General features: G+C 71.0%; 14 protein-coding genes. 7 read left to right on the top strand and 7 right to left on the bottom strand.

Translation table 11 applies throughout. The features are described from left to right. Window positions 1-7: 7 nt before the first annotated feature. Complete coding sequence (locus EV382_RS24775) at window positions 8-868, bottom strand: Fpg/Nei family DNA glycosylase (RefSeq protein WP_130405653.1); 861 nt, start codon at window positions 866-868, stop codon at window positions 8-10. Between the two features lie 80 nt (window positions 869-948). Between EV382_RS24775 and EV382_RS24770 the strand changes: the two genes are divergently transcribed. Then, window positions 949-2217 (top strand): glycosyltransferase family 4 protein, encoded by a 1269-nt coding sequence (locus EV382_RS24770; protein WP_130405651.1) that lies wholly within the window; start codon window positions 949-951, stop codon window positions 2215-2217. 210 nt (window positions 2218-2427) lie between these two features. Here EV382_RS24770 and EV382_RS24765 read toward each other — a convergent pair whose 3' ends face one another. The 4 genes from EV382_RS24765 to EV382_RS24750 all read right to left on the bottom strand — a co-directional run bounded on the left by EV382_RS24765 (window position 2428) and on the right by EV382_RS24750 (window position 5474). Then, window positions 2428-3150, bottom strand: coding sequence for a CDP-alcohol phosphatidyltransferase family protein (locus tag EV382_RS24765; protein ID WP_130405649.1), 723 nt, complete (start codon window positions 3148-3150; stop codon window positions 2428-2430). Further along, on the bottom strand, window positions 3125-4192 hold the full coding sequence (locus tag EV382_RS24760; protein WP_130405647.1) for an iron-containing alcohol dehydrogenase family protein: 1068 nt from the start codon (window positions 4190-4192) through the stop codon (window positions 3125-3127). Before EV382_RS24760 ends, EV382_RS24765 begins: the two co-directional genes overlap by 26 nt. Beyond that, entirely contained in the window at window positions 4180-4911 is a 732-nt protein-coding gene (locus EV382_RS24755) for a phosphocholine cytidylyltransferase family protein (protein WP_130405645.1), read from the bottom strand. Before EV382_RS24755 ends, EV382_RS24760 begins: the two co-directional genes overlap by 13 nt. Before the next feature lie 110 nt (window positions 4912-5021). Beyond that, window positions 5022-5474, bottom strand: coding sequence for an NUDIX hydrolase (locus EV382_RS24750; RefSeq protein ID WP_208758653.1), 453 nt, complete (start codon window positions 5472-5474; stop codon window positions 5022-5024). Window positions 5475-5583: 109 nt separating this feature from the next. Here EV382_RS24750 and EV382_RS24745 point away from each other — a divergent pair, with 109 nt between their 5' ends. The 4 genes from EV382_RS24745 to corA all read left to right on the top strand — a co-directional run bounded on the left by EV382_RS24745 (window position 5584) and on the right by corA (window position 9188). Next, window positions 5584-5976: a CBS domain-containing protein gene (locus EV382_RS24745; protein ID WP_030487774.1), complete on the top strand. Its 393-nt coding sequence runs from the start codon at window positions 5584-5586 to the stop codon at window positions 5974-5976. 83 nt (window positions 5977-6059) lie between these two features. Next, entirely contained in the window at window positions 6060-6518 is a 459-nt protein-coding gene (locus EV382_RS24740; RefSeq protein ID WP_130405641.1) for an ester cyclase, read from the top strand. A gap of 106 nt (window positions 6519-6624) precedes the next feature. Next, entirely contained in the window at window positions 6625-7719 is a 1095-nt protein-coding gene (locus EV382_RS24735) for an aminotransferase-like domain-containing protein (protein WP_130405639.1), read from the top strand. A gap of 320 nt (window positions 7720-8039) precedes the next feature. Next, window positions 8040-9188 carry a magnesium/cobalt transporter CorA gene (gene corA / locus EV382_RS24730; RefSeq protein WP_130405637.1) on the top strand — a complete coding sequence of 383 codons (1149 nt, stop codon included), beginning with the start codon at window positions 8040-8042 and terminating at the stop codon, window positions 9186-9188. 138 nt (window positions 9189-9326) lie between these two features. Here the strand turns inward: corA and EV382_RS24725 are convergent, their stop codons facing one another. Continuing rightward, window positions 9327-10106, bottom strand: coding sequence for a hypothetical protein (locus tag EV382_RS24725; RefSeq protein WP_130405635.1), 780 nt, complete (start codon window positions 10104-10106; stop codon window positions 9327-9329). Between the two features lie 84 nt (window positions 10107-10190). On the opposite strand from EV382_RS24725, the gene EV382_RS24720 reads away from it, so the two are divergent. Then, the gene (locus EV382_RS24720) at window positions 10191-10721 is read left to right on the top strand and encodes a peptidylprolyl isomerase (protein WP_130405633.1); all 531 of its coding nucleotides are present in this window, start codon (window positions 10191-10193) and stop codon (window positions 10719-10721) included. Between the two features lie 87 nt (window positions 10722-10808). Continuing rightward, window positions 10809-11720, top strand: a complete 912-nt coding sequence (locus EV382_RS24715; protein WP_130405631.1) for a rhomboid family intramembrane serine protease — start codon at window positions 10809-10811, stop codon at window positions 11718-11720. Here the strand turns inward: EV382_RS24715 and EV382_RS24710 are convergent. Next, a complete protein-coding gene (locus tag EV382_RS24710; protein ID WP_130405629.1) occupies window positions 11713-12141 on the bottom strand; it encodes a PH domain-containing protein in 429 nt (142 codons plus the stop codon). The genes EV382_RS24715 and EV382_RS24710 overlap by 8 nt on opposite strands. Between the last annotated feature and the right edge of the window lie 33 nt (window positions 12142-12174).

Below are 12174 nucleotides of genomic sequence, written 5' to 3'. Positions count from 1 at the left end.
GAATTACTCACCGTACGAGACGAGACAACCGACGGTCAGCGAGGGGCTTGCCGCCGGTCTGGCAGGTTGGGCAGTACTGGAGGCTGGAGTCGGCGAACGACACCTCGCGCACGGTGTCCCCGCAGACCGGGCAGGGCAGCCCGGTGCGGGCGTGCACCTTCAACCCGGAGCGCTTCTCACCCTTGAGCTCCGCGGCCCGCTGGCCGAGAGACCGCTCCACCGCGTCGCCGAGGACCTGTCGGGTGGCGGCGTGCAGGGTGGCGATCTGGGCGTCGGTGAGCCGATCGGTGATCGCGAACGGGGACAGCTTTGCGGCGTGCAGGATCTCGTCGGAGTACGCGTTACCCACCCCGGAGAGCACCGACTGGTCGGTCAGCACCCCCTTGACCTGCCCCCGCCGGCTCCGCAGCCGCTCGGCGAAGGTGGGCAGATCCGCGGCGAGCGCGTCCGGGCCCAGCTTGGCCACCCCGGGGACCGCCGCGAGGTCGGTGACCAGGTACGCGGCCAGCTTCTTCTGGGTGCCCGCCTCGGTGAGGTCGAAGCCGGAGCCGTCGTCGAGGCGTACCCGCACCGCGATCGGTCCCTTGCCCGGACGCAACGGGGTGGTGGCCGGGAACGCCTCCCGGTAGTGCAGCCAGCCGGCGCGCGCCAAATGCACCACCAGGTGCAGATCGCCCTCGAAGCGGACATCGAGGAACTTGCCCTGCCGACTGGCGTCGACCACCGTCCGCCCGGCGACCTCGGTCGGCGCCGGTTCGTACGTCTTCAGGGCGCTGATCGCGGCGATCTCCAGCCGATCGACACGCCGCCCCACCGCGCGCTGACGCAGGTAACCCGCGAGCGCCTCAACCTCCGGTAGTTCGGGCACGACACAACGGTAGCCTTCTTTGCCGTGAGCGTGAGGAATGAGCTTGCGAGTCCCGCAATCGCGAACGAAAGGCGAGCTCCGTGAGAATCGTGGTGGCGCACAACCGGTACCGGGAAGCCCAGCCCTCCGGTGAGAACACGATCGTCGACTCGGAGATCGCGCAGCTCACCGCCGCTGGCATCGAGGTGCTGCCCTTCATTCGCAGTTCGGACGAGATTCCGTCGATGTCGAAGGCGGCGAAGGCGCTGCTGCCGATCTCGCCGATCTGGGCTCCGCGCGCCCAGCACGACCTGAGCCGGCTGCTCACCGAGCACCGACCGGACGTTCTGCACCTGCACAACCCGTACCCCCTGCTCTCGCCCTGGGTGGTGCGGACCGCGCACCGGCACGGCGTGCCGGTGGTGCAGACGGTGCACAACTACCGGCAGGTCTGCTCGTCGGGGATCTACTTCCGCGACGGGATGATCTGTCAGGACTGCAAGGGCCGGGCGTTGGGGGTGCCGGCGATCAAGCACCGCTGCTACCGCGACTCGGCGGCGCAGAGCGCTCTGATGGCGACCACCCTGGCCGTACACCGGGGCACCTGGCGTTCGGTGGATCGGTACATCGCGCTCACCTCGGCGATCGCCGATCACCTCCGCGATTACGGCATTCCGGACGAACGCCTCGTGGTGAAGCCGAACTCCGTACCCGACCCGGGGCGGCCGGCCCCGCTCGGTGACGGGTTCCTCTACATGGCCCGGTTCTCCCCGGAGAAGGGCGTCGACCTGCTGCTGGACGCCTGGCGGCGGCACCCGGTGGGTGCGCTGGGCACGCTGCGGGTGGCCGGCGACGGTGAGCTGCGCCCGCTCGTGGAGGCAGCCGCCGCCGAGCGACCCGACGTGGTCTACCTCGGTCAGCTCGACCGCGCCGGGGTGCAGGCCGCGGTCGAGGCGAGCGCCGTGGTGATCGTCGCCGCCATGTGGCACGACGTGCTGCCCACCGTGATCATCGAGGCGTTGGCGAGCGGCCGGCCGGTGCTCGGGACGGCGCTGGGCGGCATTCCGTACCTGGTCGGTGCCGACGCCCCGCACGAACCCGCCGGCACCGGCCCGGCCGAGATCGCCTCCGCGGTCGCCGGGGGAGGCGGGTCACCCATGCCGGCGGGGATCGGCCTGGGCGAGGCCGGCTGGGTGATCGCCCCGGAGCCGGCCGCGCTCGCGGCCGCGCTGCCGGTCGCCCGGGCCGGCGCGTCCGGGCTGACCCTGGCCGCCCGCGCTCGCTACGAGCGCACCTTCCACCCCGACGTGGTCACCAAGCAGCTCATCGACATCTACGCAAGCCTGTCCCAAACCACCACCCACGCCTAAAACCGGCCCCCCTGCCTGCGCCCGCGCCCCGCCCCGCCCCGCCCCACCCCGTCCGCCCCACCCCGTCCGCGTCGATCATGCAGTTGTGGTGGGTGACAAAACACCTACGAAGGTCCAAAAAGGGCACCACAAGTCCATGATCGACCCGGCAAGGGGCGGCGCGGCAGGGCACGGCGCGGCGCGGCGCGGCGCGGGGTGGGGTGGGGTGGGTTAGCGCAGGGAGGCGCGGGCGGAGAAGGCGATGCTTGCCAGTAGGAAGCCGCCGTTGACGATGGTGAAGGCGACCAGCACCCAGAGGATCAGCGCGGGGGCCACGGCGAGCACCAGGGCGGCCACGAAGATCACCGCGCCGTAGTCGCGGACCAGTTTCACCAGGCGCACCGGCAGCGAGGTCGAGGTGACCATGCTGGCCGCGTTCGGGCCGGCCTGCATCACCGAGGTCACCAGGTTGACCATCCAGGTGCCCGCGAAGGTCGCCACCAGCCAGGTCGGCGTGGCCGGCTCCTGCGCCACGGCGGTGGCGGCCAGGGCGGCCACCAGGGCGATCTGCGCGGCCACGTCGCAGAGCACGTCGATGCGGGCGCCGGCCGCGCTGCCCTGGCCGGTCACCCGGGCCAGTTGCCCGTCCGCGCAGTCCAGGGAGTACGCCACCTGCCAGCCGATCAGGGCGAGCAGACCGACCACCCAGGCCGGTACGTCCCCGGCGGCGACCGGGCCGGCGAGCGCCACCACGGTGACCGAGGTGGCCAGCCCGAGCACCAGGTTGGTGATGGTCAACGCGGTCGGGCGCAGCCCGAGCCGCTGGGCGACCAGCGCGAAGACGGCTCCCAGCCACTGGCTGATCGACTCGCTGAAGAGGCCGCCGCCCCGGTTCACCCGGTGGAAGTCGGCGACGGTGGGACGGGGGTCAGCCAAGCTGGTCGCGGATTGCACCGGCGTAGTCTGCCAGCCGGTCCCGGGTCTCGGTAGGCGACAGTGCCAGGTGTTCGAGGATGGTGTACCGGTCCGGTCGGGTACGCGGCGCGAACTGCACCGCCTCGATGAACTGGTCGTCGGTGAGCGCCACCTCGGCGGGGAGCCGGGGCAGATTGTGCCGGGCGAGGCAGGCGGACATCTCCCCGAAGCGGCGTAGGTCTCCGCGCAGCCAGGTACAGAACAGCGCGCCCAACCCGGCCAGCTCGCCGTGTGAGGCGGTGCCGGGGAAAAGCGAGTCGACCGCGTGCATGATCTCGTGGCAGCCGCCGCTGCACGGGCGGCTGGTGCCGTCGACCGCCATCGCCAGGCCACTGGAGATCAACGCCTCGGCGAGGACGGTCACGAAGGCGTCGTCGCTCATGTCGCCCGGGTGGTTGAGCACCGCTTCGGCACCCGCCCGCGAGAGCGAGGCGGCCAGCCCGTCGACCGGCTCACCGCGTACCTGCCGGGACAGCTCCCAGTCGGCCAGCGCGCTGATGTTGCTGATCACGTCGCCGATGCCGGCCCGGTTGTGTCGGTCCGGGCCGCTCTCCACGAAATCCAGGTCGACGATCACCCCGATGGGGATGTGTACGCCGTAGGAGCCCTTGATCCCGTCGGTGATCAGGCTGGCCACCGGGGAGGCGATCCCGTCGTTGGCGAGGCTGGTCGCCACCGACACCATCGGCAGCCCTCGGCGGGTGGCCGCGTACTTGGCCACGTCGATGGTCTTGCCGCCGCCGATGCCGACCACCGCGTCGTACGACCGGGCGCGGAGTTTGCCGCCCAGGTCGTCGGCGGCGTCCAGCGTTCCGCCGGACACGGTGAACACGTCCGCCGAGCGCAGCGACGGTCGGATCAGCTCCGCGATCTGGGCACCCTGACCCGGGCCGACCACCACCGCGACGTCGCCCCCGGAGGAGATCCGCCCGTCGGCCAGGATCGCGCCCAGATCGGCGACCGCCCCGCGGCGCACGTCGATGTGCAGCGGGGTGAGGACGCTCCGAGCTAGTAGTGGCACGCGATCTCCCGTGCGCGGGCCAGGTCGGCGTGGTTGTCGACCTCGACCCACGGGACGTCACCGATCGGCGCCGCCCGCACCTCCCCGCCCCGGTCGGAGAACTCCTGGTAGCCGTCCTCGTAGTAGAGGTTCGGGTCCCGTCGCCAGGTCGCCTCCAGCGCGTCGGCGAGGGCGTCGGCGACCTGCGGCTCGATCAGCGTCGCGCCGATGTACTCCCCGTACGCCTCGCCCGGGTCCATCAGCTTGGTGATCCGGGTGAGTTGGCCGGCGGCGTCGAAGGTGGTCTTCATCTCCTCCTCGGCCAGCGGCTTGAGGGTGTCCACGGCGAGCAGGATGCCCGGCCCACGCTCGGCGAGGAGCGTCTTCTCCACACTCACCGGGTGCACGGTGTCTCCGTTGACCAGCAGCACCCCGCGCGCGAAGTACTCCCGGGCGAGCCAGAGCGAGTAGGCGTTGTTCCACTCCTCGGCCTTGTCGTTGTGCACCAGGGTGAGCGTGACCCCGTACTTCTTCTCCAGGTCCGCCTGCCGGGAGACGACCGCGTCCGCCGCGTAGCCGACGACGATCACGATGTCGGTGAGCCCGACCTCGGCGAGGTTGCCCAGCGCGATGTCCAGGATCGTCGTCTCGCCGTCCACCGGCACCAACGCCTTGGGCAGGGTGTCGGTGTACGGGCGCAGCCGTCGTCCCGCGCCGGCCGCGAGCACCATTCCGATCATCGCGACATCCTCCCTCGTCCTGCTCCTGTCACCGCTGGAGGATAGCCCCGGCTGGGTGTGCCGCTCCGGCCAACCGGGTCAGCTGGTCAACGCGGCCAGCTCGACGGTGTTCACAGACCGATCGACCGCAGGACGGCGAAGCCCTCGTCCGCGATCCGCCGGATCAACCCGTCGTTGACGTCGCGGTGCTCGTCGAGCACGGTGAGTTCGTGCTCGGCCAGCCAGCGGTGCTCGGTGTGCTTGCCGGCCTCCAGCGTCGGACGGTCGAGGTCACCGTCGACGCGGACCAGGAAGTCGTACTCGGTCCGGGCCAGGCCGTCGTCGCCGACGTAGCTGTACTCGCCCACCTGGCCCAGGACGTGCGAGAGGACCCAGCCGGTCTCCTCGGTGATCTCCCGGCGGAGCGCCTCGTCGATGTCCTCACCCGGCTCCAGGTGGCCGCCGACGATGTCCCAGCAGTTGGGAAACAGGCGTCGGTGGGGGGAGCGGCGCTGAAAGAAGATGCGGCCGTCATGGTCGACGATCAGCGCGCCGGCGCAGCGCAGGGGCTCGGTGGACACCATCCGACAGTAGCCAGCGTCCGCAGTATGTGCGATGCCGCTCTTGTCCCGGAAACATCCACCGACCACCATGTCCGTACCGAATGCCACCGTCCCAAAGGGGTGATGCGTGATGCAGGTACGGGATGCGATGTCCAGCCAGGTCCTCGTCGTCGGTCCGGAGCACACGCTCCGCCAGGCGGCCCGGATGATGTCGGCCCGCGGTGTCGGGTCGGCGGTCGTGATCGACCCGGATTCCGAGGGCGTGGGGATCATGACCGAACGCGACGTGTTGAAGGCCATCGGCGCAGGCCTGGACTGCGACGTGGAACGCACCGGCGCCCACCTGACCTGGGACGTGGTCTACGCCGGGCCGGAATGGACGGTGGCCGAGGCTGCCGCCGCGATGGCCCGGGGTGGGTTCCGGCACCTGGTGGTGCTGGACGGTCGGGAGGTGGCCGGTGTGATCTCCGTCCGGGACATCATGCGGGTCTGGTCGGAGAGCCAGGCGGTCGCCACGACCTGACCGGGGGTGGTGTGCCGGTTCGGATCGATGGGTAGACATCCCTTGCGGGCGCGGAGGTGCCGTGGCCCGTGGGGGAGGTCCCGATGCGCGACGCGGAGCGGCTGGTCGAGCAGCAGTACGCCATGCTCCTGCGTCGGGACGTGGCCCGTCTGCCGGATCTGTACGCCCCGGAGGCGTTCTACGCCATGCCGGGTGTGACGGTCCGCCCCATCGAACTGCCCGCGCTGCTGCGTACCTGGACCGGCGCCTTTCCGGATCTGCGGGTCGACCCGTTGGGCGCGGTCCGCACGGGCGGCGGCGCCGCGGTCGAGCTGCGTCTGACCGGCACCCACACCGGCACCCTGCATTCGCCGTACGGCACCGTCGCGCCCACCGGCCGCCAGGTGAGCTGGGAGGTGGCCGACGTGGTCCGGGCCCGCAAGGGTCGGATCACGGCCTGGCGCTCCTACTTCGATTGGAGTCAGCTGCTCGACGCGCTCGGCGTGCAGCTGGAGGGACTTTCCCGGGCCGCGCAGCACGACGCGCTCGCCCTTCCGGTCTGATCTGCCGCCGTCCGGTCCAGTGGAGTCACCCGACCCGGTGGCTCAGGATGCGGACATCGCCGTGCCGACGGCGCGTTCCCCGCTGCCGCCCGTACGCTCAACATCCATGACCGCCGAGCAGTTGATCTCCTTTGCCCGTGGGGCTCCCTCGTTGGACATCGTCGATGTCGAGGGGCTCAAGGCCGCCGCCGTCCGCGCCTTCGACGCCGACCCCGCGGGGGTGACGGCGTACGGCACCTCCGTTGGCTACCGTCCGCTGCGCAAGTGGATCGCCGAGAAGCACGGGGTCGAGGCTGACCAGGTGCTGGTCACCAACGGGTCGCTCCAGGCCGACGCGTTCCTCTTCGACCACCTGGTCCGCCCCGGCGACGCCGTGGTGGTGGAACGCCCGACGTACGACCGGACGCTGCTCAACCTCCAGCGGATGGGCAGCGAGCTGCACGGCATCTCGGTCCAGCCGGATGGCCTGGACACTGCCGAGCTGCGCAAGCTGCTGGAGTCCGGGGTCCGGCCCCGGCTGGCGCACGTCATCCCGAACTACCAGAACCCGGCCGGCATGACGCTGTCCCTGGAGAAGCGCCGGGAGTTGCTCGACCTGGCCGCCGAGTACGAGTTCACGATCTTCGAGGACGACCCGTACGCGGACATCCGCTTCCGCGGCGAGGCGCTGCCGTCGATGCTCTCGCTGGACACCCGCAACGTGGTGGTGCACGCGTCGAGCTTCACCAAGACGGTCTGCCCGGGTGTGCGGGTCGGCTACCTGGTCGGCCCGGCCGACCTGATCGCCTCGATCGCGAAGAACGCGACGAGCCTCTACATCTCCCCCGGCATGGTGTCCCAGGCGATCGTCCACCAGTTCTGCGTCTCCGGTGACATCGACCGCTCGATCGAGACGGTCCGGGCGGCGTTGGGCGAGCGGGCCCGGGTGCTCGCCGAGTCGTTGCGCCGGCACCTGCCGCAGGCGCGGTTCGTGGAGCCCGACGGTGGCTACTTCCTCTGGGTGGAGTTCCCGGAGGACGTGCTGGTCGACCGGCTCGCGCCGGCGGCGGCCGAGCGTGGGGTGGCCGTGGTCAAGGGCAGCGACTTCGTGCTGGACGGCGGGCGACACGCGCTGCGGCTGGCCTTCTCGGCGGTGACCGCCGATCGGATCGACGAGGGCGTCCGGCGGCTCGCGGAGGCCGTCGAGGCTGTCCGCAGCTGAGCTATCTGTCGGGTTTCTGACAGAACGACGATGTCGGCCGCTCCGGGGCTCCCCTCCGGGCGGCCGGCTGGCCCACAATGCTGCGAGCGTCACACCAGCTGCGGAGATCACCGCCCGGCCTCCGGGCTGGCCCCGCCGGGGGTTGACGCGGCAGCACAACCTCCCGCCCCCACAGGTGCCGGGTGGGCCGTGTCGTCCCCGCACACCCCCCGATGCGGCCCGGCCCGCCCGGCGCCGCCCCCACGCGACCGCCGTCACACCGGTCCTCGACCACAGTCGGCGTAGCCTGCAAGCCGCAGCTGAGCGCGGGAGGTGACGCGATGACGGATCGGACAGAGCGGGACCGGACGGCACCGTCGACCACCGGTCGGGGCCTGCGACCTCGGGCGTGGCCCTCCCCGGTCCGGGCGATGACCCGGATCCTCAACGCCGACGGCTCGCCGCCCGCCTCGGCTCCGACCGGCACCGGCCGCAGCGCGGTGGTCGACTGCGCGCTCTACGTCGACGGCAAGCGGCAGGCCGGCGACTGGACGTACGCGGAAGCACTCGCCGCAGCCCGCCGCGAGGAGCACGGCTTCGTCTGGATCGGCCTGCACCAGCCGGAGCTGGCCGAGATGACCGCCATCGCGGAGACCTACGGCCTGCACGAGCTGGCGGTCGAGGACGCGGTCAAGGCAGAGCAGCGCCCCAAGCTGGAGCGGTTCGGTGACGTCGTCTTCCTGGTGCTGCGTACCGCCCGTTACTGCGAGCACACCGAGCTGACCGAGAACTCCGAGGTCGTGGAGACCGGGCAGGTGATGCTCTTCATCGGCCCGAACTTCGTGATCAGCGTCCGGCACGGGGACGCCTGCCGGCTCGCCCCGATCCGCGCCGACCTGGAGACCAAGCAGGAGCTGCTGCTGCACGGCCCGTGGGCGGTGGCGTACGGCGTGACCGACCGGGTGGTCGATCTCTACCTGGAGGTGGCCGAGCAGATCGAGGACGACCTGGACGTGTTGGAGGCGGAGGTCTTCGACCGGCACAGCCACGGGCGGATCCAGCGGATCTATCAGATGAAGCGGGAGTTGGTGGAGTTCAAGCGGGCGGTGGTGCCGTTGCAACGGCCGCTGATGACGCTGACCTCCCAGGTCAACCGGGACGTCCCCCAGGAGATCCGCCGGTACTTCCGGGACGTGCAGGACCACCTGAGCCGCACCGTGGAGCAGGTGAACTCCTACGACGACCTGCTGAACTCGATCCTCCAGGCCCGACTGGCGCAGGTCACCGTCGACCAGAACAACGACATGCGCAAGATCGCCGCCTGGGCGGCCATCGCTGCGGTCTGGACCTCCATCGCCGGCGTCGAGGGCATGAACTTCGACAACATGCCCGAGCTGAAGATGACGTACGGCTATCCGGTGGCGCTGGCCCTCATGCTCGGCATCTCGCTGGCCCTCTACCGCTGGTTCCGCCGCAACGGTTGGCTCTGACCGCGTTGGCTCTGACCGCGTTGGCTCTGATCGCGCGGCGGAAGCGCCGGCCCGCCGGTGCGCACCGGCAGCCGACGCGGAAGCGCCGACGAGTGGGGGTGAGCCCATTCGTCGGCGCTTGATGCGCTGCCGCTGACCTCAGCGGCGGCCGTTGGTGCGGGCCGTGTCCTTGCCCAGCGCCTTGGTGAGGTCGTCGGTCGGCCGACCGGAGACGTCCGTGGCGCCCTCGGCGACCGACGGGACCTTGTCGGTCGGGCGGACACCGGTCTGCTTGGCCGGGCCGGTGGTGCTGGCGCTGGAGCCGCCGGCCACCGCCGAACTGCCCGCGCCGGTCATCCCCGCCGCGCCGGTCATCGCGGAACCGTCGGACCCCCGAGCGGTGGACGGCGTACGCACCTCGATCGAGTCGACCTCGTCGTGCATCGGCTCCAGGGTGCCGCGGGTCGGGTCGTACTCGGCCCACTCCTGCTGCTCCCGGCGACGACGCAGTGCGACCGCGCCGGCCAGACCGGCGATGACACCCGCCGCCAACAGGCCGGTCATCATCGAGCCGCGACGGCGCGGCTGCTTCTTCTTACCGGTGATCCGCATGGTCTTCGACTTGGCCTTCCTGGTCATCGGCCCTGCCTGCGCGGCGCCGTCACGAGCAGCCGCCGCCAGCGGTGCCAGCGTGGTGAGAGTCGTCCCCCAGCCGGTCGCCGCACGGTCGCGAACCATCGCGGCGGTCGGACCGACGTAGCCCCGGGCCACCTGGACCCGCGGGCCGACGGTCGCGCCAGCACCCTTCGCGGCATGGTTGGCTGCCAGCATCAGGTGGTTGATGCTCTGGTTCAGCTCGGCCCTCGCCAACTGCCCCTGGGACTTACGCCGCCCGAATCCAAACACGGTCCTACCTCCTGGGAGTTGTTCCTTCGTCATCCTCCACCTTCGGATGCCTCCGCGATGCCAGATCGGGCACATGGGAGGATCCGCATGGAACTGACCAACGAGTGAGGAGTACCCGTGGCCGAGGCTGTCTACGCCACCCTGCACACCAACGCTGGCCCGATCCGGCTGGAGCTCTTCCCCAACCACGCGCCGAAGACCGTCCGTAACTTCGTCGACCTGGCCGAGGGCAACCGTGAGTACACCGACCCGCGCACCGGTCAGCCGGGCAGTGGTCCGTACTACGACGGCACCATCTCGCACCGGGTGATCAGCGGTTTCATGGTCCAGATGGGCGACCCGACCGGCACCGGTCGCGGCGGCCCGGGCTACAAGTTCGCCGACGAGTTCCACCCGGAGCTGCGGTTCGACCGTCCCTACCTGCTCGCGATGGCGAACGCCGGGCCGGGCACGAACGGTTCGCAGTTCTTCATCACCGTGTCCCCGACGCCGCACCTCAACAACCGGCACACCATCTTCGGCCAGGTCGCCGACGAGCAGTCGGTGAAGGTCGTGGATTCGATCGCGAACACCCCGACCGGCCCGAGCGACCGTCCGCTCCAGGACGTCGTCATCGAGCGGGTCGAGATCGAGCGGTCTGCTTCCTGAGTGACAGGCGAGGTACCTTTGCTCGCATGATTGAGCGCTCCGGAGCACGGCCGGTGGACCGCGCGGTGACGGGCGGAGGGTCGGCCGGTGAGTGAGTCTCCGCCGACCACCCCGGTCTGTTACCGGCACCCCGGCCGGGAGACCTACGTTCGATGCACCCGTTGCGACCGGCCGATCTGCCCGGACTGCATGCGGGAGGCGTCGGTCGGGCACCAGTGCCCGGAGTGCGTCAACGAGGGACGTCGCAGTGTCCGGCCGGCCCGTACCGCCTTCGGTGGCGGCACGGCTGGCCGGCACGGCTATGTCACCAAGGGGATCATCGCGCTGAACGTGCTGCTCATGGTGCTGTCCATCGCCTCGGACCGGGGTGGGGACGCGGCGGTGGGCGGTTCCGGCTTCGGCGGGCTGATGGGTGGCAGCACCCCGCTGACCAACTGGGGTTCGGTGCTCGGGCTGGCGGTCTTCCCGGACGGCACGCTCGGTGGCATCGCCGACGGTGAGTGGTACCGGCTGGTCACCGCGATGTTCCTGCACTACGGCGTGATCCACCTGCTGCTGAACATGTGGGCGCTGTGGGTGCTCGGCCGGTCGTTGGAGGCCAACCTCGGGCCGCTGCGTTTCGGCGCGTTGTACCTGATCGCGGGCTTGGGCGGCAACGTCGCCGCCTATCTGTTCAGCGCGCAGAACTCGGCCACGGCCGGCGCGTCGACGGCGGTCTTCGGCCTCTTCGCCGCGCTGATCATCATCGGACGCAAGATGGGCCGGGACGTCTCCCAGGTGCTCCCGATCCTGGTGATCAACCTGGTGTTCACGCTGACCGTTCCGGGCATCTCGATCCCCGGGCACCTGGGCGGCCTGGCGTTCGGCGCGCTGATGGCGTTGGTGCTGGCGTACGCGCCGCGTGGTCGGCGCACGCTGGTGCAGGTCGCCGGCGGGGCGATCATCCTGGTGGTGCTGCTCGCGCTGGTGCTCTTCCGGACCGCCCAGCTACTCAGCTGACCGGGCGGGCGGCCCGCAGCGCGGCGGCCACTTCTTCCGGGGTGGCCCCCAGGTCGTACCGGCCGAACAGGTGCAGCGAGCTGCCCGCGTCGATCTCCAGGGTCTCGCTGGTCAACCCCAGCCGGGGCCGCCGGTCGACGGCGATCGTCTCGACCGCCGACCAGGGCAGCAGGCGCCGGCCCGCGAAGCCCTGGATGACGGTGAGCCCGGCCGGGTCCACCGCCAGGCGGACGGGCGCGACCAGGTCACGTACCGCCCAGCCGGCCAGGGCGACGGCGGCCAGGACGGCCACCGCCACGCGGACCGGGTCGCCGTCGGCGAAGAGCAGCCCGAGCGCGACGAGCAGGACGGCACCGGCCAGCTTCGCCGCCGGCAGCCCCGCCGGCACCCGCCACTGTAAGGACCCGCTGGTCTCATCCACCCGCCCAGCATGCCAGCGGTCCGCCGGATCGCA

The sequence above is a fragment of the Micromonospora violae genome (assembly GCF_004217135.1).
Lineage (GTDB): Bacteria > Actinomycetota > Actinomycetes > Mycobacteriales > Micromonosporaceae > Micromonospora > Micromonospora violae.
Note: the sequence above shows the minus strand (reverse complement) of the source record. Positions and strands in the feature narration are given on the sequence as shown.